Source organism: Polaromonas sp. P2_G11 (genome assembly GCF_056403595.1).
This window is the reverse complement of sequence record NZ_JBFUFE010000001.1, coordinates 83,653-109,221: the sequence shown is the minus strand read 5'-3', so window position 1 is coordinate 109,221 and position 25,569 is coordinate 83,653. Positions and strand designations below refer to the sequence as shown.

26 protein-coding genes and 2 riboswitches are annotated in these 25,569 nt (G+C 63.2%); of the genes, 18 read left to right on the top strand and 8 right to left on the bottom strand.

Translation table 11 applies throughout. From position 1 onward, the window contains the following. The first annotated feature begins 17 nt into the window (after positions 1-17). The 8 genes from AC1DWQ_RS00540 to arfB all read left to right on the top strand — a co-directional run bounded on the left by AC1DWQ_RS00540 (position 18) and on the right by arfB (position 6,245). The gene (locus AC1DWQ_RS00540; protein WP_477667898.1) at positions 18-779 is read left to right on the top strand and encodes an ABC transporter ATP-binding protein; all 762 of its coding nucleotides are present in this window, start codon (positions 18-20) and stop codon (positions 777-779) included. A gap of 32 nt (positions 780-811) precedes the next feature. Beyond that, the gene (locus AC1DWQ_RS00535) at positions 812-1,714 is read left to right on the top strand and encodes a VOC family protein (RefSeq protein WP_477667897.1); all 903 of its coding nucleotides are present in this window, start codon (positions 812-814) and stop codon (positions 1,712-1,714) included. 13 nt (positions 1,715-1,727) lie between these two features. Beyond that, positions 1,728-2,621, top strand: coding sequence for a sugar phosphate isomerase/epimerase family protein (locus tag AC1DWQ_RS00530; RefSeq protein ID WP_477646438.1), 894 nt, complete (start codon positions 1,728-1,730; stop codon positions 2,619-2,621). Between the two features lie 124 nt (positions 2,622-2,745). Beyond that, positions 2,746-3,984, top strand: coding sequence for a 3-carboxy-cis,cis-muconate cycloisomerase (pcaB, locus tag AC1DWQ_RS00525; RefSeq protein WP_477667896.1), 1,239 nt, complete (start codon positions 2,746-2,748; stop codon positions 3,982-3,984). 4 nt (positions 3,985-3,988) lie between these two features. Further along, a complete protein-coding gene (locus AC1DWQ_RS00520) occupies positions 3,989-4,381 on the top strand; it encodes a carboxymuconolactone decarboxylase family protein (protein WP_477667895.1) in 393 nt (130 codons plus the stop codon). 51 nt (positions 4,382-4,432) lie between these two features. Beyond that, complete coding sequence (locus AC1DWQ_RS00515) at positions 4,433-5,215, top strand: alpha/beta fold hydrolase (RefSeq protein ID WP_477667894.1); 783 nt, start codon at positions 4,433-4,435, stop codon at positions 5,213-5,215. 144 nt (positions 5,216-5,359) lie between these two features. After that, positions 5,360-5,809, top strand: a complete 450-nt coding sequence (gene aroQ, locus AC1DWQ_RS00510) for a type II 3-dehydroquinate dehydratase (protein ID WP_477667893.1) — start codon at positions 5,360-5,362, stop codon at positions 5,807-5,809. A 19-nt stretch (positions 5,810-5,828) separates the two neighbouring features. Beyond that, positions 5,829-6,245, top strand: a complete 417-nt coding sequence (gene arfB / locus AC1DWQ_RS00505) for an alternative ribosome rescue aminoacyl-tRNA hydrolase ArfB (RefSeq protein WP_477667892.1) — start codon at positions 5,829-5,831, stop codon at positions 6,243-6,245. A gap of 28 nt (positions 6,246-6,273) precedes the next feature. Here arfB and AC1DWQ_RS00500 read toward each other — a convergent pair whose 3' ends face one another. Next, positions 6,274-6,885 carry a DUF6198 family protein gene (locus tag AC1DWQ_RS00500; RefSeq protein WP_477667891.1) on the bottom strand — a complete coding sequence of 204 codons (612 nt, stop codon included), beginning with the start codon at positions 6,883-6,885 and terminating at the stop codon, positions 6,274-6,276. A gap of 177 nt (positions 6,886-7,062) precedes the next feature. Beyond that, a complete protein-coding gene (locus tag AC1DWQ_RS00495) occupies positions 7,063-8,076 on the bottom strand; it encodes an LLM class flavin-dependent oxidoreductase (RefSeq protein WP_477667890.1) in 1,014 nt (337 codons plus the stop codon). Positions 8,077-8,304: 228 nt separating this feature from the next. Here AC1DWQ_RS00495 and AC1DWQ_RS00490 point away from each other — a divergent pair, with 228 nt between their 5' ends. After that, positions 8,305-9,180 (top strand): alpha/beta fold hydrolase, encoded by an 876-nt coding sequence (locus tag AC1DWQ_RS00490; RefSeq protein WP_477667889.1) that lies wholly within the window; start codon positions 8,305-8,307, stop codon positions 9,178-9,180. Positions 9,181-9,183: 3 nt separating this feature from the next. Here AC1DWQ_RS00490 and AC1DWQ_RS00485 read toward each other — a convergent pair whose 3' ends face one another. After that, positions 9,184-9,594, bottom strand: coding sequence for an FKBP-type peptidyl-prolyl cis-trans isomerase (locus tag AC1DWQ_RS00485; RefSeq protein ID WP_477667888.1), 411 nt, complete (start codon positions 9,592-9,594; stop codon positions 9,184-9,186). A 285-nt stretch (positions 9,595-9,879) separates the two neighbouring features. Here AC1DWQ_RS00485 and AC1DWQ_RS00480 point away from each other — a divergent pair, with 285 nt between their 5' ends. The 9 genes from AC1DWQ_RS00480 to AC1DWQ_RS00440 all read left to right on the top strand — a co-directional run bounded on the left by AC1DWQ_RS00480 (position 9,880) and on the right by AC1DWQ_RS00440 (position 19,097). Further along, a complete protein-coding gene (locus tag AC1DWQ_RS00480; RefSeq protein ID WP_477665654.1) occupies positions 9,880-10,587 on the top strand; it encodes a FadR/GntR family transcriptional regulator in 708 nt (235 codons plus the stop codon). A 237-nt stretch (positions 10,588-10,824) separates the two neighbouring features. Beyond that, entirely contained in the window at positions 10,825-12,399 is a 1,575-nt protein-coding gene (locus tag AC1DWQ_RS00475; protein ID WP_477668900.1) for a sugar ABC transporter ATP-binding protein, read from the top strand. 31 nt (positions 12,400-12,430) lie between these two features. Next, entirely contained in the window at positions 12,431-13,414 is a 984-nt protein-coding gene (locus AC1DWQ_RS00470) for an ABC transporter permease (RefSeq protein ID WP_477667887.1), read from the top strand. 68 nt (positions 13,415-13,482) lie between these two features. Then, positions 13,483-14,427: an ABC transporter substrate-binding protein gene (locus AC1DWQ_RS00465; RefSeq protein WP_457280127.1), complete on the top strand. Its 945-nt coding sequence runs from the start codon at positions 13,483-13,485 to the stop codon at positions 14,425-14,427. Positions 14,428-14,478: 51 nt separating this feature from the next. Next, on the top strand, positions 14,479-15,486 hold the full coding sequence (locus AC1DWQ_RS00460) for an aldo/keto reductase (RefSeq protein WP_477667886.1): 1,008 nt from the start codon (positions 14,479-14,481) through the stop codon (positions 15,484-15,486). Positions 15,487-15,619: 133 nt separating this feature from the next. Then, positions 15,620-15,949: an L-rhamnose mutarotase gene (locus AC1DWQ_RS00455; protein WP_477646226.1), complete on the top strand. Its 330-nt coding sequence runs from the start codon at positions 15,620-15,622 to the stop codon at positions 15,947-15,949. Between the two features lie 22 nt (positions 15,950-15,971). Then, on the top strand, positions 15,972-16,982 hold the full coding sequence (locus AC1DWQ_RS00450; RefSeq protein ID WP_477667885.1) for a zinc-binding alcohol dehydrogenase family protein: 1,011 nt from the start codon (positions 15,972-15,974) through the stop codon (positions 16,980-16,982). A gap of 13 nt (positions 16,983-16,995) precedes the next feature. Then, positions 16,996-18,138: a mannitol dehydrogenase family protein gene (locus AC1DWQ_RS00445; protein WP_477667884.1), complete on the top strand. Its 1,143-nt coding sequence runs from the start codon at positions 16,996-16,998 to the stop codon at positions 18,136-18,138. A gap of 188 nt (positions 18,139-18,326) precedes the next feature. Then, positions 18,327-19,097, top strand: a complete 771-nt coding sequence (locus AC1DWQ_RS00440; RefSeq protein ID WP_477667883.1) for a transglutaminase-like domain-containing protein — start codon at positions 18,327-18,329, stop codon at positions 19,095-19,097. Here AC1DWQ_RS00440 and AC1DWQ_RS00435 read toward each other — a convergent pair. The 5 genes from AC1DWQ_RS00435 to AC1DWQ_RS00415 all read right to left on the bottom strand — a co-directional run bounded on the left by AC1DWQ_RS00435 (position 19,091) and on the right by AC1DWQ_RS00415 (position 25,553). After that, the gene (locus AC1DWQ_RS00435) at positions 19,091-19,876 is read right to left on the bottom strand and encodes a sulfite exporter TauE/SafE family protein (RefSeq protein WP_477667882.1); all 786 of its coding nucleotides are present in this window, start codon (positions 19,874-19,876) and stop codon (positions 19,091-19,093) included. The genes AC1DWQ_RS00440 and AC1DWQ_RS00435 overlap by 7 nt on opposite strands. A 250-nt stretch (positions 19,877-20,126) precedes the next feature. After that, on the bottom strand, positions 20,127-23,021 hold the full coding sequence (gene gcvP, locus AC1DWQ_RS00430; RefSeq protein WP_477667881.1) for an aminomethyl-transferring glycine dehydrogenase: 2,895 nt from the start codon (positions 23,019-23,021) through the stop codon (positions 20,127-20,129). A 58-nt stretch (positions 23,022-23,079) separates the two neighbouring features. Beyond that, entirely contained in the window at positions 23,080-23,445 is a 366-nt protein-coding gene (gene gcvH, locus AC1DWQ_RS00425; protein WP_457280135.1) for a glycine cleavage system protein GcvH, read from the bottom strand. Between the two features lie 54 nt (positions 23,446-23,499). Then, a complete protein-coding gene (gcvT, locus tag AC1DWQ_RS00420; RefSeq protein ID WP_477667880.1) occupies positions 23,500-24,660 on the bottom strand; it encodes a glycine cleavage system aminomethyltransferase GcvT in 1,161 nt (386 codons plus the stop codon). Positions 24,661-24,715: 55 nt separating this feature from the next. Continuing rightward, a riboswitch (glycine riboswitch) is annotated at positions 24,716-24,819 on the bottom strand. Between the two features lie 21 nt (positions 24,820-24,840). Next, positions 24,841-24,956: riboswitch (glycine riboswitch) on the bottom strand. 27 nt (positions 24,957-24,983) lie between these two features. Then, the gene (locus AC1DWQ_RS00415) at positions 24,984-25,553 is read right to left on the bottom strand and encodes a hypothetical protein (protein ID WP_477665657.1); all 570 of its coding nucleotides are present in this window, start codon (positions 25,551-25,553) and stop codon (positions 24,984-24,986) included. Positions 25,554-25,569: the final 16 nt, after the last annotated feature.

Sequence of the window (25,569 nt, the reverse complement as noted above, 5' to 3'; positions counted from 1 at the left end):
GCTTCATGGAGATTGATATGACAAGTGAGATCTGTATTGAATTTGACGATGTGGTGGCAGGTTACAAGGACTTCATGATCCTGAACAACCTGTCGTTCAAGGTCAGGACTGGTTCCATCACGCTGCTGCTGGGCCCCAATGGTGCGGGCAAGTCCACGGTTTTGAAAGCGCTGTTTGGCTTGCTCAAGCCGCGGCAGGGCCGCATCCTGTTGAATGGTGAGGACATTTCGGGCGCCAGCCAGAAAGAATTGCTGGCCAAAGGAATTGTGTTTGTGCCCCAGGGGCGCAACCTGTTTGGCCAGCTTACTGTGTGGCAGAACCTGGAGCTGGGCGGCATCACGCTGGGTACGAAAACCACACACGAGCGTATTCCCGAGGTGCTGGAGTTTTTCCCGCGCGTCAAGGAACGCCTGCATTCCCAGGCCTCAGCGCTTTCGGGTGGTGAGCAGAAGCAACTTGAAATCGGCCGGGCCTTGCTGCTGCGCCCCAAGGTCATCCTGATTGACGAACCCTCGATCGGGTTGTCGCCCATGGTGGTGCAGGACGTGTTCAAGCTGTTGCAGAAACTGGCGGCGCAGGGCACGACAGTGTTGATGGTTGAGCAAAACGTCAAAAGCGCGCTGAAAATTTCCGATGACGCCATCGCGCTTGAGTCGGGCCAACTGGTGCTGCACAAGCCGGCGGCGGAGCTGCTGGCGGACCCCAACATCGAACGCCTCTTCCTCGGCGGCGGCCATGTGCCGGGCGCAACCGTGGCGCCCGCCATGGCAACTTCCTGAATCTGCTGCAACCTCTCACCGGAGACATCACCATGAGCACCTTTGCACAGGCACCAACCGCAGACCGGGAGGCCATCCCCGAAGTTGCCAACCCCCTGGGGCTGGACGGCATTGAGTTCATTGAATACACCACTGCCAAGCCGCAGGCGTTGGGGCAGGTGCTGGAAACGATGGGTTTCCGTCCGGTTGCCCGCCACCGCTCGCGCGAGGTATTGCTGTACCGGCAGGGCAGCATGAACGTGATTGTCAATGCCCACATTCCCGCCATGCCGGATGGCACCGCGCCGACCGACAAGCCGGTGATTGCCGCTGTGGCCTTGCGCGTGCGGGACGCGGCAGACGCTTACCACCGTGCGCTGGAGCGGGGCGCCTGGGCCGTGCCGTCACGCGTCGAGGTGATGGAGCTGAACATTCCGGCCATCCATGGCGTGGGAAAAAGCCGCATTTATTTTGTGGATCGTTACGACAAGTTTTCGATCTATGACGTGGACTTTGTGCCGATTCCCACGGTGGAGCAGCATCCGCCAGCGGTTGCGGGGCTGCACTTCTTTGGCGTCGTGCAATACATCGGCAATGACCGTACTGAAGACTGGGCCGAGTTTTACCGCGAGCTGTTTGGCTTTACCGACCTGCCCGACGAACAGCGCTTCGGCATCCTGCCCAAGGGACGCATCCTTCGCAGTCCTTGCCCGCCTTCGTCGCGCTTTTACCTTCAGCTGATCGAGCCTGAAGCCAGCGTGCTCGACGTGGAAGGGGACGAAAGCCTGCAGCGCATTGGCCTGGGCAGCGCAGACGTGCTGGCCACTGTCGGCGAGTTGCGCAAGCGCGGCGTGGAATTCCTCGAGTCACCCGGGGTCCATACCGAGGACCGCGGCGCGCTGACCAAGAGCTGGATGGGCAGCGTGAGTTTTGAGCTGGTCCATGACGTACGCTAAACAGGCGCCAGGCATGAGCCACTACAGCGGCAACATCGACGATTTCGGGATGGACACCATCTCGCTGGCAGGTCCGCTGGAGGCCAAGCTCAAAGCCGTGCGCGAGGCTGGCTTTACGCAGATCATGCTCGCTGCCAAAGACCTGGTAGGCCATCCAGACGGCATGGAAGCCGCCGTCGCTGCGGTGCGTGCAAGCGGTTTGCGCGTCACCGGGTTCCAGGTGTTGCGTGATTTTGAGGGGCTGTCCGGGCACCTGCACGACTACAAGATGGACATCGCCAAATCGATGCTGGAAATGTGCCATGCGCTGGGCTGCCGCCTGCTGTTGATCTGTTCGTCAACCTCGGTGCACGCCACGGGTGAAACCCAGGCGCTGGTCAGGGACTTGCGCAAGCTGGCCATGCTGGCGATTCCGATGAATATCAAGATCGCCTACGAAGCCTTGTCGTGGGGCCGCACCGTCAATGAGTTCCCGCAGGCCTGGGACATTATTTGTGAAGCCGACATGCCCAACCTGGGTTTGGGCTTTGACTCTTTTCACATGTTTGCGACCAAGACCTCGCTGGACGAGCTCGACATACTGGATCCGGACAAAATTTTTCTGGTGCAGCTGGCTGACTTCATGTGGACGGAAATCAAGTCGGTCGAAGAGCGCATTGCCACCGCCCGGCATTTCCGCGTGTTTCCAGGCGAGGGCGTGCACAGCGAAGCGCTGGCCACGCTGGTCACCAAGCTGCATGGCCTGGGCTACCGCGGCGATTACAGCTTTGAAGTGTTCAACGACGACTACCAGCAAATGCCTTTGCCGACGGTGGCCCAGCGCGCATGGCGCTCGGCCCTGTGGCTGGGGGAGGATGTGCTGCGCCGTTCCGTGCCGCTGCCTAACCAGATCCGCCTGAAAAAATGAAACCCCCGCGTTCGTCACTTCGTGCCTGCGGCGCGCTGCCCCTTTCCTTTGTGTATGAGGCGCGGTTTTCCTTGGGGCGACCCGGTGGAAAACCATCAGTCATTGTTTTTTGAGAGTGCACGGCATGAGCAGTATTTTTGAAGGTTTTTTGTCCACGCCGGAAATTCTGGAGGCCTTCAGCGAGCGTAACTTTCTGGATGCCATGTTGCGCTTTGAGGCTTCGCTGGCGAGAGCGCAGGCCAGCGCCGGCCTGATCCCCGAGGCCGCCGCGCAATCCATCATCGGCACCTGCAAGATCGAATTGTTTGATGTGGCCAAGATCGTTCGCGAAAGCGGGCGCGCGGGCAGCATTGCCATTCCGCTGGTCAAGGCCCTGAAGGAAACCGTGGGCCTCTTCAACAAGGAGGCCGCCGGTTTTGTCCATTTCGGCTCGACCTCCCAGGACGTGATCGACACCGCGCTGGCGCTGGTGACCCGCAATGCGTTGGACCTGATTGAGGCCGACATCCGCAAGGCAGTGGCGGCGTTGCTGGTGCTGGCCCGCCGCCATGCCGCCGACCCCGTGCTGGCTCGCACGCTGATGCAGCCGGCATCCGTCACCAGCTTTGGTTTCAAGTGCTCGGGTTGGGCTGCGCCGCTGGCGCGCAGCCTGCAGCGCCTGCAAGTGGCTGGCCACAATGCGCTGGCCGTGCAACTGGGCGGGGCCGTCGGAACACTGGCGCAGATGAACGGCAAGGGCCCACAAATCATGGCGCATATGGCGGCCGACCTGAAGCTCAAACCTTCTGCATTTGCGTGGCACACCCAGCGCGATGAGTGGGTGGCGCTGGGTTGCGAACTGGGCCTGCTGGTGGGCAGCCTTGGGAAGATCGCCAAAGACATCTCCTTGATGGGGCAGTACGAAGTGGGCGAACTGGCAGAGCCGACCGAGCCGGGGCGCGGCGGTTCATCCGCCATGCCGCACAAGCGCAATCCGGTCGCCTGCATGGTGGCACTGGCTGCAGCGCAGCGCGCGCCGCAGCGCGTGGCCGCCCTGTTGGCCGCCATGGCGCAGGAGCATGAGCGCGCCCTGGGGAACTGGCAGGCCGAATTGGCCGAATGGCCGGGGCTGCTGATGTCGGCGCACGGATCCGTCCGCGCCATGGCCCAGGCCCTGCCTGGCCTGCAGGTGGACACCCAGCGCATGAGCGCCAACCTGGATGCGTTGCGTTCCGTGCTGCCCGCCGATGCCGCCGACGAATGGTTTAACCCGGCGCTGGCGCGGCACGCGTCAACACTCGCGCATGCGCAGGCCGACGCTGTTGAAGCACTGGTGGGGCAAACGCACACTGACAGCCATCGCACCAAGACCGCAAAAAGGTAAAACCATGAACGACCATGACAAGGGAATGATCAACCGCCGGCGCGTGCTCGGTGATGCCTGGGTGGACCGTTCCATCGCCAAAAGCAATGCCTTCAACGGCGAGTTCCAGAACTTGATCACGCGCTATGCGTGGAATGAGGTCTGGGGCCGGCCGGCGTTGGGGGACAAGACGCGACGTCTGATGGTCCTGTCGACCATGATTGCGCTCAAGGCGTATGAAGAATTTGCCATGCATGTCCGGGCCGCGCTCGACGGCCCGCCGGAGTCGCGGCTCACGCCGGACGATATCAAGGAAGTAATTCTGCAGGCCGCCATTTACTGTGGTGTTCCCGCCGCCAACCATGCGTTCTCTGTGGCGGGCGAGATCCTTCGCGAAAAAGGCCTGCTCGCTGACTGACAGGGCGTGTATTTGCGGGCTTCCAAGCAACTCATCATCATTAAAAGAAGTATGAAAAAACCTCACCTGCATTGCATCAGTGAAGGCCAGGGGCCTGTTGTGGTGCTCAGCCATGCATTGGGCTGTGACCTCACGATGTGGGACGGCGTGACGGCCGTCCTGAAGAACCGCTACACCGTGCTGCGCCATGACCACCGCGGCCATGGCCAATCGGAAGCGGTGCCCGGCCCTTACACACTCGACCTGTTGGCCGATGATGTGGCGGGCCTGATCAAGGAGCAGGGTGGCGCCCCAGTGCATTTTGTCGGGCTCAGCATGGGCGGCATGACGGCGCAGGCGCTGGCGGCGCGGCATCCGCAGCTGCTCAAAAGCATCGTCATTGCCAACGCCGCCCTGTTTTACGACGACGCGGCGCGCGCCATGTGGCAGGCGCGCGTTCACACCGTACAGGCCCAGGGCGTGGCGGCGATATCAGACGGTGCGATGCAGCGCTGGTTTACCCCGGAATCCAGGGCGGACGAGGCGGGTGGAGGTGCGCGCAAGGTAGCCGCGCTACGCAAGGTGCTTGAAACCACCGATGCCGCCGCTTATGCCGCCAGCTGCGAAGCGGTTTCCCGCATCGACTTCCGAGCCAGCAACGGTGCGATCCAGTGCCCGGCCCTGGTGATTGCCGGCACGCGCGACGAAGCAACGCCCGTGGCCATGTCGGAAGCCATTTGCGCCAGCATCAAGGGTGCGCAATTGCGCACCTTGCCAGCGGCTCATTTGAGCGCGGTGGAGCAACCAGATGCATTTGCCGACTTGCTGGAACGCTTTTTCGAAAGCCTGCGCTAGGGCGCTGCCAGCGGACTGATCGGGCAGGTGCGGGAGCGGGGGGACAGGGTGCTTCGGTGATGGGCTGGCGGCGGCAGCGTCGATAATCGGGCCCAGGCAAATAGCCAAGCCCCACCCACCCGAACATCTGGAAAGCCCCGCTTCATGAAAACAGTCCTTGTCCTGAATGGCCCCAACCTCAACTTGCTGGGAACGCGTGAGCCGGCCGTGTACGGTTCGCAAACCCTGGCCGATGTAGAGGCGCTGTGCACCAAGGCCTGCGCAACCCACGGTTTCAAGCTCGACTTTCGCCAGAGCAACCACGAAGGCGTGATGATTGACGCCATCCATGAAGCCGGGCGCGCCCAGGCTGCTGGCACGCTGGCAGGCATCGTGCTGAATGCTGGCGCTTATACCCACACCAGCGTGGCCCTGCACGATGCCATCAAGGGCGCGGGCGTCACGGTGATCGAGCTGCACATCAGCAATGTGCATGCACGCGAGGCTTTCCGCCATCACTCTTATATTTCGCCAGCTGCCAGGGCCGTGATGGCCGGGTTCGGCGTCAAGGGCTACGCCCTCGCCATCGCGGGCCTGGCCGAGTTGGCAGTCTGACCCGGTTGCGGCGCTGACCATGGCTGCGCCACCGAAATTCCCCGTTGACGAACGCGAGGTAGAGTTCAACGCCATCCGCGCGCAGGGCGCCGGCGGGCAAAACGTCAACAAGGTCTCCAGTGCGATTCACCTGCGCTTTGACATTGCGGCTTCGTCGCTGCCCGACGCCGTCAAGGAACGGCTGCTGGCGACGAGCGACGGACGCATCACGCAGGAGGGCGTTCTGGTGCTCAAGGCCCAGCAGCACCGTACCCAGGAGATGAACCGCAGCGACGCCATGGCACGCCTGCAGGAGATCGTTGACGGCGTCTCCACACCGCCCCGGGCGCGGCGCGCCACCAAACCTACCTACGGCTCGAAGCAGCGCCGCCTGGCGGGCAAAAGCCAGCGCTCGGAAATCAAGTCTTCACGGGGCAAGGTGGGCGGCGGCGACTAAGCCCGGCCGGCAGTCCACCTGGTGCCGTTCAGGTCACCATATAGCGCCCGGGTTTGTGGTTGACCCAGAGGAACAGGCTCATCAGCACGGCCGCCATGACTGAATATGCCACGCGCTCAGGGGGCACGACTGCCAGCGCCATCAACACCACGGCCGAATCAATGGCCATCTGTATCTTGCCGGCGCGCCAGCCGTGCTTTTCCTGAAGATAGAGGGTCACGATGGTGGCGCCGCCCAGGCTTGCCCGGTGCCGGGCCAGGAAGAGGCAGCCGGTCCCCAGCAGCAGGCCGCCCACCAGCGCGGCGTACAGCGGGTGGATGTCTGCGATGTCGAGCACCCGGGGTGACCAGTCCGCCAGCAGCGACAGCAATGCAATGGACAGGAAGGTCTTGATGGTGAACTCGCGGCCCATGCGGCTCCAGGAGAACCAATAGAAGGGCAGGTTGACCAGAAAGAACAGCTTGCCGAAGCTCACGCCCGTGGCGTAGTGCAGCACAAAGGCCACGCCGGCCGTACCGCCCGTCAACAGGCCCGCCTGGTTGAAGATCACCATCGCCAGCGACACAAACAGCGTGCCCGTGAAGATGCCCTGCGCATCGTCAAAAAGGGTGTGGCGTTCGGGTGATGTAACTGGGGGCATGGGAAGCTGGCGTGTTGCCCACGGGCGGGCACTTCAGCTCTGCATGATCTGTGCCAATGGGCACGTTTGCATTTCAGTGACTACGGATTGGCCTGCGGCGCTCACATGACGAAATTCAAGCCATTTAAGGCTCTAGCCCAATAAGGACGAGCGCAAGCAGCTATCAAAACAATAGCGTTATGCGCGGCGCTGGTTTCCTTGTTGCAGTCTGTCTCGCACCTGCGCGGTGATTTCCAGGGAGCGCCGGGCGATGGCGGGGTCGTAAATGTGAGTGGTCACCATCAGTTCATCGGCCCGGGTATCCTCGATGAAGCGCTGAAGCTGGTTTTCAACCGTTGCCGCCGAACCTGCGACGGCATAGCGCAGCATGCGCTGCGCGCCGGCTTTCTCGGCCGGTGACCAGTAGCTTTCGATGTCGTCGATGGGCGGCGGCATCGGCCCCGGCGTGCCGCGCAGCAGGTGGGTCATGGCCTGCTGCACGGAGGTGAGCTGGTAGCGTGCCGCTTCGTCCGTTTCGGCCGCGACGACATTGGCCACCACCATGGCATAAGGTTTGGCGAGCTGGGCGGAAGGCCTGAAGCCGCTGCGGTACAGGTCCAGCGCCTGCATCAGCATGTCGGGCGCGAAGTGCGATGCGAAAGCAAAGGGCAGGCCCAGCATGGCAGCGAGCTGGGCACCGAAGAGGCTGGAGCCCAGCAGCCACAGCGGCACCTTGAGGCCAGCGCCCGGGACCGCCCTGATTTTCTGGCCGGGCTCTGCCGGTTCAAAGTAGGCCTGCAGTTCCTCCACGTCCTGCGGAAAAGTATCGGCATTGTTCTGGTGGTCACGCCGCAGTGCGCGTGCGGTGAGCTGGTCGGTGCCCGGTGCGCGCCCCAGCCCGAGGTCGATGCGGCCGGGGTACAGCGAAGCCAGCGTGCCGAACTGCTCGGCGATCACCAGTGGCGAATGGTTGGGCAGCATCACCCCGCCGGATCCCACGCGGATGGTTTGCGTGCCGCCCGCCACATGGCCGATAACCACCGCGGTGGCGGCGCTGGCGATGCCGGGGTTGTTATGGTGCTCGGCCAGCCAGAAGCGCTTGAAACCCAGTTGTTCGGCATGCCGGGCCAGGGCCAGGGTGTTGCGAAAGGCATCGGCGGCAGTGGCGCCCGTGACGATGGGGGATAGATCGAGGACTGAAAAGGGGATCATGTTTTTGCGCCTTCTCCCTCAGGGAGAAGGCGGGGATGAGGGCTTGCGGCGTTTGATGTTGCGCCGTGTGTGTTCGAATGCCGCTGGCCCTCACTCCAACCCTCTCCCAGGGGGAGAGGGAGTGAAGAGGGGGCGGTTGGGCTGCGATTCACAGAGGTGTATGAGAAGGCGGTAAGCCAGTTTAGGAGCTTGGCGATGGCCGCATGAGGGGCAGGGTATAAATCCCCCATGACAGATTCGGCAAACATTGAGCTTCCTCCCGAAGCGCTCGCGATGCTGCGCACGGCCAGCCGTTTTGAAACCCCTTGCGGCGACGGCACCATGGTCTGGCACATATGGGGCCAGGCCACGCGCCGGCCCGGGCTCGCGCCCCTGGTGCTGCTGCACGGCGGCAGCGGCAGCTGGATGCACTGGCTGCGCAACATCCCTGCGCTGGCCGCGTCGGGCCGCTGGGTGCTGGTGCCTGATCTTCCCGGTTTTGGCGATTCGGCCGCGCCTTTACGGGGCACCGATGCTGACGTGCTACCCGAACCGGTCGAGCAAGGGCTGGCCCTGCTGGCGGGCGAGGCGGCCTGCGACCTCGTGGGATTTTCCTTTGGCGGCATGGTGGCCGGCTTTGTGGCGGAGCGTTTCCCTGCCCGGGCGGCGCGTGTGGTGCTGGTGGGTGCGCCCGGCCTGGGTGTGGCGCCCGAAAAAGCCATACGCCTGCGCGCCTGGCGGCATCTCACCGATGCGGGCCAGCGCGATGAGATCCATCGCCACAATCTCGCTGCGCTGATGCTGTACCGCGAGAATGCGATCAACGAACTGGCCTTGCGCCTGCACATCGCCAACGTGCTGCGCGACCGCATGAAGGGCCGCAGCCTGGCGCGCACCGGCGCGCTGGCGCAGTCATTGGCGCGGCTGCGCTGCCCGGTGTGGGCGATTTACGGGGAAGAGGATGCGCTGTACCGCGGCAAGCTTGATGGGCTGCGGGCAGCCCTGGAGCGAGCTGCGGATTTCAGGGGCCTGGCCCTGGTCGAATGCGCCGGCCACTGGCTGCAGTTCGAGCGCGCGGAGTCCTTTGACAAAGCCCTCCTCACGACGCTCGAAGCGCCTCTTTAGCTTTTACTTTTCAATCGCGAGCAGTTCGATGTCGAAGGTCAGCGTGGCATTGGGCGGCACCACGCCGCCGGCGCCGCGGTCGCCATAGGCCGTGGCGGGTGGGCAGGTCAGTGTGGCCTTGCCGCCGACCTTGATCTTCTGCACGCCTTCGGTCCAGCACGGCACCACGCGGTTCAGCGGGAAGGTGGCGGGCGCGCCGCGCTTGTAAGAGCTGTCAAATTCCTTACCGTCGGCCAGCGTGCCGCGGTAGTGCACCTTGACGGTGTCGGTCGCTTTGGGCTGCGGGCCAGTGCCGTCGGTGCTGTGCACGATTTTCACGCCGCTGGGCAGGGTCTCGGCCGGGGCGGCGGCAAGGGCGGTGCTGGACAGGGCAATGGAGGCCAGGGCGATGAGCGCGGCGGTCAATGTCTTCATGGAGGTCATGCTTTCGTGGCAATGGGGTAATCGGAAAGGGTGACCTGGATTATCGTCCCGGCTCTCGCCTTGCCTCAGTGGCGCCGGCTCGCCTATCTCAGGTTGTCAGGTCGCTGAGCTGGATCATGAGGGGGCGGAAGGTGTGAGTGGTACTCCAGCCAATCAAAATTGGCTCCAAAATTAGTAACGTCAGCGTGAAAAATTTTGCATTGGCCTTACCAGTTCGAACCATAACCCCATAGCAAAAACCGCCGTCGCATAAACTGCACTTCACGCGGAGGACTCATGCTGGACCAACTCAAACAGGTCGACAACCGTCGGCTCTATCAACAAATTGCCGAGCAGATTCGCGCCTTCATTGACAAGGGCAACTACACCGCGGGTGCGCGGTTGCCGCCGGAGCGCGATCTGGCCCTGCAGTTGGGCGTCTCACGCCCCTCGGTGCGCGAGGCGCTGATTGCACTGGAAATTGAGGGCAGCGTGGAAGTGCGCATGGGCGCTGGCGTGTACGTCTGCAGCGCGGCCCAGCGCAAGCCGCAGTCCCTGGCCGCCATGGGCGAAAGCCCGATCGAACTGATGCAGGCACGCGCCGCCCTTGAGGGCACTATCGTGCTGCAGGCCTGCGCCAGGGCCACGCCCGAGGCGCTGTTGGCGCTGCGCCAGATTCTGGACAACATGCTGTCCGCCATGGCACAAAACCGCTCGCCCCTGGCCTTTGACCGGCAGTTTCACCAAACGATTGCAGCAATGACCGGCAACTCCGTGCTGGAGCGGCTGGTGGGAGAGCTGTTTGACGAGCGCCACAGCCCGATTGCCGCGCGCCTGAGCGCGCATTCCGAATCGGGCCAAAGCTGGGCCATTGCGCTGCAGGAGCATGAAGCCATCTTGCGCGCCCTGGAAAACCGGGATGTACTGGCCGCACAGAACGCCATGCGCATGCATCTGCAAGCCTCCGAACAGCGCTGGGTCGAGAACCGCCGCGAATGGTCGTGAACCAAGGTCTGTGCTGTCAACCTTTGCTCCTGTGCGGTGGTCAGGCCTGTGCAATTGCGCAGGCTTTTTCCCGTCTTTTCACCCCGATTTTGATCCCGGATCACGGGTAAGCACCAATACACACGCACCTCCCGGTAAGGCCAAATACGCCACATCGTGTCAGGTGGCCTTACCAATTTGCAGAGCAGCAGATTCATCCCTCCCGGTCCCCTGACCCACCAAGAGGAGTTCGCATTGCTGTCTTCCGTGCCCGATCCCGTCCGTCCCGACGCGCCCAGCCCCGCCGAGGCCGGGGTACTGTTGCGCCTGGAAGGAATTACCAAACGCTTCCCGGGGGTGCTGGCGCTGGATGGCGTGAGCTTTGAGGTGCGAAGCGGCGAGGTACACGCGGTGTGCGGCGAAAACGGCGCAGGCAAATCGACGCTGATGAAGGTGATCAGCGGCCAGTACCAGCCCGATGCGGGGGCTCTGTACTATCGCGGCGAAGCCTGCCAGTTCCAATCCACCGCCGAATCCCAGGCTGTCGGCATTGCCATCATTCACCAGGAGCTGAACCTGGCTCCGCACCTCACGGTGGCCGAAAACATTTACCTGGCCCGCGAGCCACGCAAAGGCTGGCTGATCGACCGGGCGGCACTGCGCCGCCAGGCAAAGCAATGCCTGGACCGGTTAGGGCAGGACATTGCACCGGACGCTCTGGTCAAAACCCTGTCGGTAGCTCAGCAGCAGATGGTGGAAATTGCCAAGGCGCTGTCGCTCAACGCTCAGGTGCTCATCATGGACGAACCCACCTCGTCCCTCACGGAGTCGGAAACCGAGAAGCTGTTTGCCATCATCCATGAGCTCAAGCGTACGGGGGTGGGCATTGTCTACATCTCCCACCGCCTCGACGAACTGGCGCTCATCGTGGACCGGGTCACCGTCTTGCGCGACGGACGCTACGTGTCCACCGAACACCTGGCCGACACCAGTGTGGAAGAGATCGTGGCCAAAATGGTGGGGCGCTCGCTGGACGACGTATTCCCCAAGAGAACATCCGTGCCCACTGCCGACGTGTTGTTGTGCGTACAGGGCCTGACACGCCAAGGTGTGTTTCACGACGTGAACTTTGAGCTGCGCCGTGGCGAAATTCTGGGCTTTGCAGGGCTTATGGGGGCTGGCCGCACCGAAGTGGCTCGCGCCATTTTTGGTGCCGACCCCATCGACGCCGGCGAGGTGTTTCTGGCCGGGCAGCGTCTCACCATTCACTCGCCACGGGATGCCGTACGCCAGGGGCTGGCCTACCTGTCAGAGGATCGCAAGCACGACGGGCTGGCACTGAAGATGAATGTGGCGCAAAACATCACACTGGCCCACATGGAAGCCGTGTCCAATCGTGCGGGCATGATCCAGTTTGCCAAGGAGCAGGATGCCGCACGCCACTACATTGGCGCACTCGACATCCGCACGCCCAGCAGCAGCCAGATCGTGCGCCTGCTCTCGGGGGGCAACCAGCAGAAGCTCGTGATCAGCAAATGGCTGTTCCGTCAATCACGCGTGCTGTTCTTTGACGAGCCCACACGCGGCATTGATGTGGGCGCCAAGTACGCGATCTACCAGTTGCTGGACCAGCTCGCAGGGCAGGGCATCGGCGTCGTGATGATCAGCTCCGAGCTGCCCGAAATCATGGGGATGACCGACCGTGTCGCGGTCTTCCATGAAGGCCGCCTGGTCACCATCCTCCCCACCCGCGAGACCCATCAGGAGGAGGTCATGCACTACGCCTCCGGCCGCAGCGTGCCGCCCCTGCAAGCCGACCAGCTGACCCACTGAACCCTCCAAGACTTCTTTCCCGAACCACACCATGACCGAACAACAACAAGACCTGTTTCAGAAATTTGCCGCGCTGGCCAGCTTGCTGGGACTCATCGCCATCTTCTCGTTCACCAGCAACGCCTTCTTCAGCGTGGGCAATGGCATGACCGTGGCGCTCCAGGTGACGTCCATTGCCTACCTCGGCATCGCAGCGACCTGCGTGATCATCACCGGCGGTATCGACCTCTCGGTAGGTGCCATCCTGGCACTGTCCGGCGTCGTGGCCGCAATGCTGGTCAAGGCGGGCGCGCCCGTGCCGCTGGGCATGTTTGCCGGCCTGCTGGTCGGTGCCCTGTGCGGGCTGATCAACGGCCTGTGTGTGACGGTGCTCAAACTGCCGCCCTTTATTGCCACCCTGGGAATGATGCTGGTGGCACGCGGCGTGGCCTTGCAGCTGACCGATGCCCGCGCCATCAGCGGCCTGGGCGACAGCTTTGCGGAACTGGGCAACGGAGCCTTGTTCCGCATCGTCAATATCGGTGCGGACGGCTTCCCCGATGTGGTGTTCGTCGGCATTCCCTATCCCGTGGTGCTCATGGTCGTGCTGGCGCTGGCCGTCTCCGTCCTGCTTAACCGTGCCACGCTGGGCCGCCATCTGTACGCCATCGGCTCCAACCTGGAAGCCGCCCGGCTCTCGGGCGTGAACGTCAACGGCGTGACGCTGTTTGCCTATGTGCTTTCCGGTTTGCTGGCCGGGCTGACCGGTTGCGTGCTGATGTCACGCCTGGTCACGGCCCAGCCCAGCGAGGGCCTGATGTACGAACTTGATGCTATTGCCGCCGCGGTGATAGGCGGGACCTCGCTCACGGGTGGTGTGGGCACGGTGTCGGGCACCGTCATTGGTGCGTTCGTGATTGGCATCCTGCGCAACGGTTTGAACATGAGCGGCGTGTCCGCTTTCACCCAACAAATTCTGATTGGCGTCGTCATCCTGCTGGCCGTATGGATCGACCAGATGCGCCATCGCAAGTGATCCCTACCGGCAGGGCTTACCGGGACTTCGAGAGACAACCTCCACAACCACTACCCATGAGGAAAGAAATGAAAAAATTTGTCCACACACTGATCGCAGCCGCCCTGGTGGCTGCGTCGTCGATGGCTATGGCCGCCGACAAGGAAATTGCCGTTATCGTGAAGACCGCCAACTCGGACTTCTGGCAAAACGTGAAGAAGGGTGCCAACGCTGCCGTGGGAAATCTCAAGGGCTACACCGCCACCTTCCAGGGCGCAGCATCCGACACCGACCTGGCCGGGCAGGTGGCCCTGGTGGAAAACGCCGTGAACCGCAAGGTCGCCGGCATCGTGCTGGCCCCGTCGGATCCGGATGCCTTGATCCCCGCCATGAAAAAAGCCTGGGAAGCCAAGATTCCTGTGGTGTTGATTGACTCCGCCGCATCGGATTCCGGCAAGGCTTACTACCAGTCCTTCCTGGCCACCGACAACAAGACTGCCGGAGAAATGTCCGCCAAGACGCTGATCGAGAAAGTCGGTACCACCGGCAAAATTGCCGTCATGTCCTACACCGCGGGCTCGGGCTCCGAAATCGGCCGCGTGGGAGGTTTCACCGACTACATCAAGAAGCATTCCAAGCTGCAGATCGTGGGCCCCTTCTACTCCAACTCGCAGATGGGTACCGCACTGAACCAGACCACCGACGTGCTGGCCGCCAACCCCGACCTCAAGGGCATCTTCGGCGCCAACGAACCCACCGCTATCGGCATGGGCCGCGCACTGGTTCAGTCGGGCAAAGCCGGCAAGGTGGTGGCCATCGGCTTTGACGGCAACTCCGACCTGCAAGGCTTTGTGAAAGACGGCACCATCGAGGCGATTGCCGTGCAAAGCGCCTTTGAAATGGGCAACCTGGGTGTGAAGACCGTGGCGGAAATCGTGGCAGGCAAGAAAGTACCCGCCTTCCGCGATACCGGTGTGCTGATGGTGACCAAGAAAAACATCGACACACCCGCTGCCAAGAACGTTCTCTACTAAACCGCTCCAACCCAAGGATCCCTCCGGCACCGGCTGCCGGAGGATGGGTATATGCACACCACGGATCTGAAACTCCTTCCCCGCGTGGACCTGCGGCTGACTGCCCTGGGCCTGGGCTGCTCGCAAATGGGCGGCCTGTACCGTGCCACCAGTGCCCGCGAGGTGGAGGAAGTCTTTGCCTGCGCCTGGGCGGCCGGCGTGCGCTATTTCGACACGGCACCCTACTACGGCTACACCCGCTCCGAGCACCGCCTGGGCGCCCAGCTGGCCGACTGCCCCCGCCATGAGTATGTCGTCAGCACCAAGGTGGGCCGCCTGCTGCGCCCCGATGCCAGCGTGGGTCCTGGCGATGGAGGTTGGGCCAACCCCTACCCGTTTCGCCCGCAGTATGACTACAGCTACAGCGGCGTAATGCGCTCATTCGAGGACAGCCAGCAACGGCTGGGCCTGGCCCATATCGACATCCTGTACGTACACGACATCGGCCGCGACACCCACGGCGAACAGCATGCGCATTATTGGCAACAACTGACCACGGGGGGCGGCTTCCGCGCGCTGGACGAATTGCGCGCAAGCGGTGCCACCAAGGCAGTGGGCCTGGGCGTGAACGAATGGCAGGTGGTGATGGACAGCATGCAGGAGTTCGACCTGGACTGCACCATGCTGGCCGGGCGCTACACCCTGCTGGAGCAGGACTGCATCACCCCCTTTCTGGGCGACTGCATGCGCCGCGGCAACGCCATCGTGGTGGCCGCGCCGTTCAACTCCGGCGTCCTGGCGGGCAACACCAAATTCAATTATGCGGAAGCCCCGCCCGCCGTGGTGGCGCGCGTGCAAGCGCTGGCGCTGACCTGCGAGGAATTCGGCGTGCCCTTGCAGGCCGCCGCACTGCAGTTTCCACTGGCGCACCCTGCGGTTGTGTGCTGCGTCACCGGCACCCGCACCGCAACCCAGCTGCAACAGAACGTCGCGTGGCTGGAGACGCCCATTCCCGCCACGCTGTGGCAGGCCCTGCGCAGCCGCGACCTGCTGCATCCCGATGCGCCAGTACCAGCCTGAGGAAGACCCCATGCTGATCGACGCGCACCCGCATTTCTGGAATCTGGCAAACCGCACTGGCCACTGGCCGCCATCTTTGGCGGCAATGCGCGCCGCCTGTACCACCTTGGCCAACATATAGACGGAAATTGATATGCAACGAATGGGATGGGTCATTGGTATCGACCCCCGGCACATCGCCGAATACAAGCGCCTGCACGCGGCCGTCTGGCCCGCTGTGCTGCAGCGCATTCACCAATCGCAGGTGCGCAACTACAGCATTTTTCTGCGAGAGCCGGAAAACCTGCTGTTCGGCTACTGGGAATACCACGGCCGGGACTTTGACGCGGACATGGCCGCTATCGCCGCTGATGCCGAGACGCAGCGTTGGTGGACCCTCTGCGGCCCCTGCCAACGCCCCCTTCAAACCCGCAGCCCAGGCGAGCACTGGGCCGCCATGGAATCCGTATTCCACATTGACTAACCACTTCCACCCAAGGACATCTATGCTGACAGTCATTTGCGAAACTCCCGGCGTGCTGCGCACGGTTGAAGGGGCCATGCCCATCCGCAATGAAGGCGATGTGCTGCTGCGCATCCGCCGCGTGGGGGTGTGCGGCACCGATCTGCACATCTTCACCGGCAAACAACCCTTCCTGGCCTATCCACGCGTCATGGGCCACGAAATCGCGGGTACCGTAGAGGAAGCTCCAGCGGACAGCCCCCTTCAGGCCGGCGACAGCGTCTTCGTCATGCCTTACCTGTCATGCGGCCGGTGTGTAGCCTGCCGCCAGGGCAAGACCAACTGCTGCGTCAATATACAGGTACTGGGCGTGCACCGCGACGGCGCCTTCACCGAGTATCTCAACGTACCCGCGCAGTTTGTGCGCAAGGCAGAGGGTGTTTCACTGGACCAGGCCGCCATGCTGGAATTTCTGGCTATTGGTGCCCACGCCGTACGTCGCGCCGACGTGCAGCCCGGCCAGCGTGTACTGGTGGTAGGGACGGGCCCCATCGGCATGGCTGCCTTGCTATTCGCCGGCCTGCGTGGTGGCCAGGTCACAGCGCTGGACACGCGAAAGGAGCGGGTGGAATTCTGCAAACAACACCTGGGGGCGCATGCGGGTGTTGTGATAGGTGACAAGGACCTGGACGAGCTGCGCGCACTGACCAACGGAGATTTTTACGATGTCGTTTTTGACGCCACGGGCAACGCGAAGGCCATGGAGCGCGGCTTCCAGTTCATTGCCCATGGCGGCAAGTATGTGTTGGTGTCGATAGTGCTGGACAACATTACGTTCGCCGATCCGGAGTTTCACAAACGCGAGGCTACGCTGCTGGGCAGCCGTAATGCCACCATGGAAGACTTCGAAACGGTGCTTGAGGCGATGCGGGGCGGCAAAATCCCCACCGCGGCGCTCAACACCCATCGCATGGCCCTGGCCGATGTACCCGCCCAATTCGCCACCCTGCTGGACCCCACGCAGGGCGTGGTGAAGGCGCTGATCGAATGCTGACCGGAGCCTCCACGTGAGCACGCCCATCCTGCAGTTCGGCACCGGACGCTTTCTGCAGGCGCATGCAGACCTGTTTGTATCCCAGGCCCTGGCCCAGGGCCTGGCACTGGGCGGCATCGCCGTCGTGCAGAGCACAGACAGCCCGCAGAGCAGTGCACGCGCTGCGGCACTGGCACATGGCTACCGCGTCGAATTGCGTGGCATGCAACATGGCCGGCGTATCGAGGAGACCGTGCAAGTGAATGCAGTACAGGCCGTCTGGCATGCCCGCCGCGATTGGACACAACTGTGCGATGCCATGGCCACCACCGTGCAGGTCATCATCTCCAACACCGCAGACATGGGCTATGCACTGGACGACTCCGACGCCGCGGCGCTGCTGCGTAGCCCCACGACGGCGCCGAGCAGCTACCCGGCCAAGCTGGTGGTGCTTCTGCACCATCGCTGGCAGCTACAACCAGAGGCTCCCCTGACGCTGTATCCCTGCGAACTGGTCAGCCGTAACGGTGACACCCTGCGCAACCTGGTATCCACGCTGGCACAGAGCTGGGGCGTTACGCCCGCCTTCCTTCGCTATGTGCGGGAGCACTGCGTGTGGGTCAATTCACTGGTGGACCGCATCGTGTCGTCTCCGCTGGAACCCGCCGGTGCAGTGGCCGAGCCCTACGCGCTGTGGGCTATCGAACACCAGCCGCGCATGGTGCTTCCTTGCAACCACCCGGCCGTGGTGGTGACGGATGCACTGGCTCCATTCGAGCAACGCAAGCTCTGGCTGCTGAACCTGGGTCACACCATATTGGCCGAACGCTGGCGGCTGCTGGGCAGTGCTGCGGACATGACCGTGGTGCAGGCCATGCACACCCCGGCGCTGCGCACCCCGCTGGAGGCGGTATGGGCCGACGAGGTGCTGCCGGTATTTGACGCCGAGGGCACAGGCCCCGAGGCCCACGCCTACCTGGTGGAATTGCGCGACCGTCTGCTCAACCCGTTTCTGGAACACCGTCTGGCCGACATTGCCAAGGACCACGCGCAGAAGAAGCTGCGCCGCCTGGCACCCGTGGTAGAGCGCGCCGTGGCGCTGCAACTGCCCATCGCACAGACCCAGCTGCGCAATGCGTTAGCTGAAACCGGAAGCACCCTGGGCACTGGCGCCTGAACCGCCGGCTGGTCACCGGCGTTTGATGACATGCTGCGGCGCAACATCCAACGCAGCGAACCCTCATGCCTGCCTTCTCCGGAGGAAGAAGGGGTCAGTCCCTCAGCGCTCGGGCGTGGAACGGAAATTCGCCGCAATTGCGCCTCCGGGGTTACGATGCGTAAACCATTCACTCCGTTGGTGGTTCCATGGTGGCACTTGCCGCACAATTCGATTCGCCCCGCCGGCTGCATCAAAGAGCCAGCGACCGGCCACAGGACTGGCTTGGCACAACGCCCCTGCTGGACCTGGACGACACCAAGCTGCGCCTGAAGGCTCGCTCGATTGTCCAGCTGTGCCGCACCGACCGGGACAAGGCACTGGCTATCTATCGCTTCGTCAAGCGCCTGCCTTATACCAAGCGGATCAAGCTGCAGTACCCGACCGCCCGCGACGTACTCGAGGCGCGCGGGGGCGACGGTGACGACAAGGTGACGCTGCTGATCGCGCTGATGCGCTCCGCCGGCATCCCGGCCCGTGTGCGCTACATGGAGATGCGCGGCGAGATGCTTCGCGGCCTGATCCCGCGGGCCACGCCGGCGGCGCGGCCGCTGGCGGAGTTCTGGCTGGGCCGTTGGGTGCGCACCGACACCTACATCTTCGATGCCGAATACGTGGCTGCGGCGCTCGAACGCCTGAAAGCGAACGGCTGGGAGTGCGGCTGGGGTATCCACATCAACGCCCAGCTTCTGTGGGATGGAAAGAACGACGCCTTCCTCGGCGGTGTGCCTACCGAGCAGGACCCCATGCTCACGCGGCTTCTGTGCGTGGTGAGCGATCCCCTGGAACTGGTGTCGGCATCCCTGCGCGCCAACGGGCTGCGCTACCGCCGATCATTGCGGGCGTTGCAATGGAATGCGCTGGCTCCGACCATGATTCGGGCCATTCGTGAGCTGCGGGCCGGCTCGCGTTTCTATTGAAATGACAGGCCCGAACCCATCCGCCGCAGCAACTCCGGCACGGATGACACCAGCATCGCCAGGCCCGAGCAGGTCAGCAGGCTCAGCACCAGTCTGCGAAAGGCAAGGTCGCTGATGCCCGTGTAAACGCGCCCGCCCAGCCAGGCGCAAATGAGCGCAGCAGGTGCCACGATGGCCAGCATGGGCAGCGTTTCGCGCGTGACCAGGCCGGCGGCAACATAGCTGGCCATGGTGACGGTCAGCACGGCCAGATTGAAGTTCTGGATGACGGCGCGTTGGGCACTCTTTTCGTAGCCGCGCAGGGTGCACCACAGTGTCGGAATCACACCGCTGAAACCACCCAAGGCCCCCATGAAACCACCGGCAACGCCAATCGTGCCGTCGGCGACGCGGCCCCCATGGTGAATGCGGGGGAGCTTGCCCGAAAAAAGCATGGCCGGGCACCACAGCGCCAGCAGCATGCCGAGAAACAGCTTGAACAGCTGGACGTCAAGTTGCGGCAACAACAGCAAACCGAGCGGCAGACCGAGCAGGCCGCCGGCCAGAAATGGCAGCAGGCGTTTCCAGTCCGTCGTGCGGCTGACCGTGAAGGCCGCCATGACCTGGCCTGTCAGGCCGCCGAACACCGCCATGACAGCCGCCAGTTTCGGGTCTATAGACCACGCCCAGAACGACATGGCGACAAGGCTGAAGCCAAAGCCCGACAGGCCCTGGACAAAACCCGCCGCCGCCGCGCCCGCGACGATTAAAACGATTGGGGCGTCAGGACCTGCCAACATTGTGTTTGCAAATGCGAATGGGGTGAAAACGGCGCCGATCAAGGCGCGCGACGACGCCCAGACCGGGCGTCTGGGCTAGGAGCGCAACGCCGAGTGGCGCCGTTTTCACCCCATTCCCTCCGGGTTGCGATCAAAAAGGCCTTGCGCGGCGTTGCAAAGCCTTGACGGGGTTCACCCCGCCTGCGTTTTGCGCCTTGCTCAAGGCCTTTTTGACTCGCAACGCATCTTGCAAACACAGTGTTGACAGGTCCTAGGCGTAGTCAGTCACGGGCACGCAACTGCAAAACAGGTTGCGGTCGCCGTAGACGTTGTCGACGCGGCCCACCGGCGGCCAGTATTTGACCTGCTTGAGCGAGGCCAACGGGAAGGCGCCGATTTCGCGGGAGTAGGGGCGGTCCCAGTCGGCGCCCATCAGGCTGGCTGCGGTGTGCGGCGCATGCTTGAGCGGGTTGTTGTCTTGCGGCCATTGCCCGGCTTCGATTTTGCGGATTTCTTCGCGGATGGCGATCATGGCGTTAATGAAACGGTCCAGCTCGGCCAGGGTTTCGCTTTCGGTCGGCTCGACCATCAGGGTGCCGGGCACAGGGAAGCTCAATGTGGGCGCGTGAAAGCCGTAGTCCATCAGGCGTTTGGCTACGTCTTCGGCGGTAACACCGCTGGTCTCTTTCAGCGGGCGCAGATCCAGGATGCATTCATGCGCGACATGGCCGTTTTCGCTGGCGTACAGCGTGGGGTAGTGGTCCTTGAGGCGCGAGCTGATGTAGTTGGCACTCAGGATGGCGACTTCGGTCGCTTGCGTCAGACCTTCCGGGCCCATCATGCGGCAATACATCCAGCTGATGGGCAGCACCGCGGCATTGCCCAGCGGTGCAGCCGAGACAGCGCCGACGCCGTTGACGGGAATCCCCGCAGTGGCATGGCCGGGCAGGTAAGGCACCAGGTCAGCCACCACGCACACCGGGCCAACGCCTGGGCCGCCGCCGCCGTGCGGGATGCAGAAGGTTTTGTGCAGGTTCAGGTGGCTCACGTCGCCGCCGAACTCGCCTGGCGCGGCCACGCCCACCAGTGCGTTCATGTTGGCGCCGTCCACGTAAACGCGTCCGCCATGGCTGTGCACCATGGCGCAGAGCTCTTTCACCTGGGTTTCGAACACGCCATGCGTGCTGGGGTAGGTAATCATCACGCAGGCGAGGTTGGCGCTGTGCTGTTCACACTTGACCTTGAGGTCGGCCATGTCGACATTGCCCTGCGCGTCGCAGGCGGTCACGACGACGGTCATGCCCACCATCTGTGCACTGGCCGGGTTGGTGCCGTGGGCGGAAGAAGGAATCAGGCAGATGTTGCGGTGGCCCTGGCCCTTGGCTTCATGAAAGGCCTTGATGACCAGCAGGCCGGCATATTCGCCTTGCGAGCCGGCGTTGGGCTGCAGGCTGATGCCCGCATAGCCGGTGGCCTGGCACAGCCAGTCGCGCAACTGCTTGTCAAGTTCGGCATAGCCCTGCAGTTGTTCGGCAGGTGCGAACGGGTGGATGTTGGCGAACTCCGGCCAGGTGACGGGAATCATCTCGCTGGTGGCGTTGAGCTTCATGGTGCAGCTGCCCAGCGGGATCATGCTGCGATCCAGTGCGAGATCCTTGTCGCTGAGCATGCGGATGTAGCGCAGCATGCCGGTTTCGGAATGGTGTGTGTTGAACACCGGGTGCGACAGGAAGGCGCTGGTGCGGCGCAGGTCGGAAGGGATCAGCGACTCGATGCCTTTTTCAAACGCGCTGACCACGGGTATGGTCTGGCCGGGCCTGGCAAAGAAGGACCACAGCAGTTCGATGTCCTTGCGGCTGGTGGTTTCGTCCAGCGACACGCCCAGGTGGTTATTCAAGCGAAAACGCAGGTTAGCCCCCGCAGAACGTGCGCGGTCAGCTATCAAATTGGTAGCGTCACCGGTTTTCACCGTCACGGAGTCAAAGGCGCCCGTGTTGGTGATGTCATAGCCCAGTTCTTGCAGGCCGCGCACAAAGATGGCCGTGTAGGCGGCCACGCGCTCGGCGATGCGCTTGAGGCCTTGCGGGCCGTGGTAGACCGCGTACATGCTGGCGATCACCGCCGGCAGCACCTGCGCAGTGCAGATGTTGGAGGTGGCTTTCTCGCGGCGGATGTGCTGCTCGCGTGTTTGCAGTGCGAGGCGGTAGGTCGGGTTGCCGTGGCTGTCGACTGTGACGCCGACCAGGCGGCCGGGCAGCGAGCGCTTGAATTCATCGCGGCAGGCGAGGTAAGCCGCGTGCGGCCCGCCGTTGCCCATGGGCATGCCGAAGCGCTGGGTGTTGCCGAGCACAATGTCGGCATCCCATTCACCGGGCGGGGCCAGCAGCGTGAGCGCCAGCAGATCGGCAGCGACGCACAGGGCCGCGCCGTCGACATGCGCCTGGCCGGCCAGCGGGCGCAGGTCATGGATGCTGCCTGTGGTGGCGGGGTATTGCGCCAGCACGCCGAAGTAATTGCCTTCGGCCATCAGCTGCGGCACCGTGACGGCGGCCGTGCTGACCTTGATTTCGATGCCCAGCGGTTTGGCGCGGGTTTGAATCACTTCAATCGTCTGCGGATGGCAGTCGCCCGCCACGATGAAGACATTGCTTTTGCTTTTTACACTGCGCTTGGCCAGCGTCATGGCTTCGGCGGCGGCGGTGGCTTCGTCGAGCATGGAGGCGTTGGCGATCGGCATGCCGGTCAGGTCGCAGACCATGGTCTGGAAGTTGATCAGCGCTTCCATGCGGCCCTGCGAGATCTCGGCCTGGTAAGGCGTGTAAGCCGTGTACCAGGCGGGGTTCTCGAGGATGTTGCGCAGGATCACGCCTGGCGTGTAGGTGCCGTAGTAGCCCTGGCCGATGAAATTCTTGAACACCTGGTTCTTGGCCGCGATGGCCTTGAGCTGCTTGAGCGCGGCAGCCTCTGTGACAGGCGCGGGGATCGCCATGGCCGTGCTGCGCGCAATCGAGCGCGGAACGATGCCTTCCACCAGCGCGCGGCGCGAAGCCGAGCCCACGATGCTGAGCATGTGTACTTCGTCGGCGTCATCGATGCCGATGTGGCGGGCGATGAATTCGGCGGGGTTTTCAAGGTCGCCCAGGGGCTTGGCGGTTTGCATCAACATGTCGGGTCCCGTGTCAGGCTTGGCAGCCAGGAGTCAGAAAAAAGAATCGGTCAGAAAATCAGGCAGCGAAAGCGGTGTAGCGGGTTTCGTCCATCAGCGCGTCAAGCTGCGTTGGGTCGGACAGCTTGACTTTGAAAAACCAGCCGGCGCCCATCGGGTCGCTGTTAGCGAGAGACGGGTCGTCTCTTAGGGCTTCGTTGATTTCGGTGACTTCGCCACTCAAGGGCATATACACGTCGGCCGCGGCCTTGACGGATTCGACAACACCGGCGGTTTCTTTCTGGGCGAAGGTGGTGCCGACAGCCGGCAGGTCCACAAACACCACATCGCCCAGCGCATCCTGCGCATGCACGGTGATGCCGACGGTGGCGACGTTGCCTTCAATCTTGACCCATTCGTGGTCTTCGGTGTATTTGACGGTCATGAGGTTCTCCAGGGGTTGAGTGGGGTGAATAAAACGGGGAGCTTGATCTGGTGCTTAACCGCGGTAGTAGCGGGCGGGAACGAAAGGCATGGCGACCACTTCCATGGGCACCGGCTTGCCGCGCACGATGGCGTTCACGCGTGTGCCTAGCGCAGCGAACTCAGGTTTGATGTAACCCATGGCGACGGGCTGGTTGATGGTGGGGCCCAACAAACCGCTGGTGACTTCGCCGATAGCCATGCCGTCGGTGCTTTGCAGTTCGGTGTGGTCGCGTACAGGAACGCGCTCCAGCGCCACCAGGCCGATACGCTTGCGGGTGAGTAGGGCGGGGTCTGCCAGTTGGGCCAGGATTTTGTCCGCACCCGGAAAGCCGCCGGCACGTGCGCCACCCGTGCGGCGGATCTTTTGCATGGCCCAGTTGAGGTTGGCCTCCACCGGCGTGGTGGTGGTGTCAATGTCGTTGCCATAGAGGCACAGGCCCGCTTCCAGCCGCAGCGAATTGCGCGCGCCCAGGCCGATGGGTTTGACTTCAGGTTGCGCGAGCAGCGCGCGTGCGAGTGCGTCAGCTTGCGAAGCAGGCACCGAGACTTCAAAGCCATCTTCACCGGTGTAGCCGCTGCGGGTGATGAAGCAGTCGCAGCCGGCCACGGTGAAGCGCCCGCCGGTCATGAACACCAGCTTTTCGACGCCTGGCGCCAGTCGCTGCAAGGCCGTGACGGCCTGCGGGCCCTGCAGTGCCATCAGAGCCATCTCGGGCATGGGGATGACTTCGCAGCGCGAACCGATTTTGGCCTGGATGTGCGCGATGTCGCCCGCCTTGCACGCACCGTTGACGATGACAAACAGGTCGCCGCCGTTCGCATAGTCACGGTTGAAGAACATCAGGTCGTCGATGATGCCGCCGTCGTCGTTCAACAGCAGGCCGTAGCGCTGCTTGCCGGCGGGCAGGTCGATCACATCAACGGGTATCAGGGATTCCAGCGCGACTGCGGCATCAGCACCCACCAGGCGTAGCTGGCCCATGTGGGACACGTCAAAAAGGCCGGCAGCCTGGCGTGTGTGGTGGTGTTCCGCCATCAGGCCCGCGGGGTACTGCACTGGCATCGAATAGCCCGCGAAAGGCACCATGCGCGCGCCAAGCTCCACATGCAGGTCATGCAGGGGCGTTTTCAACAAGGTTTCGGGGGCGGCGGAAGAGGTGGACGAATCGGACAAGGCATTCTCCAGGGGGCAAACACGGTCATGGCAAGAACTTGTTCTCAATCCATGGGCTGCCCCTGCTGTCCACTTTACCTGAGAGATTCACCCGGCGATGCAGGCTTGCTCCTTCGGTGGGCTGCCCGTGAAAGGCGGCCTCTCTCCAGTAGGGAACGCCTTGCCGCGTGGTGCGCCGCAGGGCGGTTGCCAGTCCTTTTGCCTGAGCGTTCAGTGCTACTCAAGGGGGGTGCCCCCCGGGTGCTCGTGCGCCTTCGGCGGTTTTCGCGAGGAAAACTCTCTCCTGACACCGCTGAGTGTAACGGAAGCCGCTGTCGGCTCGATCAGGCGGCCTGGTGCTGCGGCAGCAGCATGGCGATGCGCTCGCTGATGGAGTCGGCGCGCTCGTGGCCCGCGATTTTTTCGATTTCCTCGATCATTTCGCGCGAGGCGCTGAGCATGGTCTCGCGGTCTTTGGCATTGCGCAGCGCTTCGCGAAAGCGCTCGGCCATCTCCGGGTTGCGCCGGGCGAACATGCGTTCGCAGATGTCGAACAGGAACATCCGGGTTGTGGCAAGCGAGCGCTTGCCTTCAAATTGATCGGCAGAGACCTGAATGGCCTGGGTGGTTTCGGGGCTGGGAAAGTTCTGTAACTGCGCCGGCGTGAGTGTTTGGGCGGGTGCAGGCGCAGGGTTTTTTGCCGGCGCGGACGTCTTGCCGGGATGGGCTTCCAGAAAGCCGTCGCGCAAAAGGCGCAGGGCAATGGCTTCGCCGTCGCCCTCAAACAGCGGGCGGAAGTCCTGGGCCGACTTGCTGCCGTCGGCCATCAGCAGCAGGGTGCGCTCGCGCTGGCCTAGCGTTCTCACGCCGGGCTTGAGCTCGGCACGGGCACGGTCGGTTTTGTGAAGCTGCATGGATTTCATCCTGAAA

What these genes read in the sequence shown, in the direction of transcription:
- AC1DWQ_RS00540 (WP_477667898.1), top strand. Translation starts at nt 18, where the DNA reads ATGACAAGTGAGATCTGTATTGAATTTGACGATGTGGTGGCAGGTTAC.
- AC1DWQ_RS00515 (WP_477667894.1), top strand. Translation starts at nt 4,433, where the DNA reads ATGAAAAAACCTCACCTGCATTGCATCAGTGAAGGCCAGGGGCCTGTT.
- arfB (WP_477667892.1), top strand. Translation starts at nt 5,829, where the DNA reads ATGGCTGCGCCACCGAAATTCCCCGTTGACGAACGCGAGGTAGAGTTC.
- AC1DWQ_RS00465 (WP_457280127.1), top strand. Translation starts at nt 13,483, where the DNA reads ATGAAAAAATTTGTCCACACACTGATCGCAGCCGCCCTGGTGGCTGCG.
- AC1DWQ_RS00480 (WP_477665654.1), top strand. Translation starts at nt 9,880, where the DNA reads ATGCTGGACCAACTCAAACAGGTCGACAACCGTCGGCTCTATCAACAA.
- gcvH (WP_457280135.1), bottom strand. Translation starts at nt 23,445, where the DNA reads ATGACCGTCAAATACACCGAAGACCACGAATGGGTCAAGATTGAAGGC.
- AC1DWQ_RS00435 (WP_477667882.1), bottom strand. Translation starts at nt 19,876, where the DNA reads ATGTTGGCAGGTCCTGACGCCCCAATCGTTTTAATCGTCGCGGGCGCG.
- aroQ (WP_477667893.1), top strand. Translation starts at nt 5,360, where the DNA reads ATGAAAACAGTCCTTGTCCTGAATGGCCCCAACCTCAACTTGCTGGGA.
- AC1DWQ_RS00440 (WP_477667883.1), top strand. Translation starts at nt 18,327, where the DNA reads ATGGTGGCACTTGCCGCACAATTCGATTCGCCCCGCCGGCTGCATCAA.
- AC1DWQ_RS00415 (WP_477665657.1), bottom strand. Translation starts at nt 25,553, where the DNA reads ATGCAGCTTCACAAAACCGACCGTGCCCGTGCCGAGCTCAAGCCCGGC.
- gcvP (WP_477667881.1), bottom strand. Translation starts at nt 23,021, where the DNA reads ATGTTGATGCAAACCGCCAAGCCCCTGGGCGACCTTGAAAACCCCGCC.
- AC1DWQ_RS00460 (WP_477667886.1), top strand. Translation starts at nt 14,479, where the DNA reads ATGCACACCACGGATCTGAAACTCCTTCCCCGCGTGGACCTGCGGCTG.
- AC1DWQ_RS00535 (WP_477667897.1), top strand. Translation starts at nt 812, where the DNA reads ATGAGCACCTTTGCACAGGCACCAACCGCAGACCGGGAGGCCATCCCC.
- AC1DWQ_RS00495 (WP_477667890.1), bottom strand. Translation starts at nt 8,076, where the DNA reads ATGATCCCCTTTTCAGTCCTCGATCTATCCCCCATCGTCACGGGCGCC.
- AC1DWQ_RS00500 (WP_477667891.1), bottom strand. Translation starts at nt 6,885, where the DNA reads ATGCCCCCAGTTACATCACCCGAACGCCACACCCTTTTTGACGATGCG.
- AC1DWQ_RS00490 (WP_477667889.1), top strand. Translation starts at nt 8,305, where the DNA reads ATGACAGATTCGGCAAACATTGAGCTTCCTCCCGAAGCGCTCGCGATG.
- AC1DWQ_RS00485 (WP_477667888.1), bottom strand. Translation starts at nt 9,594, where the DNA reads ATGAAGACATTGACCGCCGCGCTCATCGCCCTGGCCTCCATTGCCCTG.
- AC1DWQ_RS00455 (WP_477646226.1), top strand. Translation starts at nt 15,620, where the DNA reads ATGCAACGAATGGGATGGGTCATTGGTATCGACCCCCGGCACATCGCC.
- AC1DWQ_RS00450 (WP_477667885.1), top strand. Translation starts at nt 15,972, where the DNA reads ATGCTGACAGTCATTTGCGAAACTCCCGGCGTGCTGCGCACGGTTGAA.
- pcaB (WP_477667896.1), top strand. Translation starts at nt 2,746, where the DNA reads ATGAGCAGTATTTTTGAAGGTTTTTTGTCCACGCCGGAAATTCTGGAG.
- AC1DWQ_RS00470 (WP_477667887.1), top strand. Translation starts at nt 12,431, where the DNA reads ATGACCGAACAACAACAAGACCTGTTTCAGAAATTTGCCGCGCTGGCC.
- AC1DWQ_RS00530 (WP_477646438.1), top strand. Translation starts at nt 1,728, where the DNA reads ATGAGCCACTACAGCGGCAACATCGACGATTTCGGGATGGACACCATC.
- AC1DWQ_RS00520 (WP_477667895.1), top strand. Translation starts at nt 3,989, where the DNA reads ATGAACGACCATGACAAGGGAATGATCAACCGCCGGCGCGTGCTCGGT.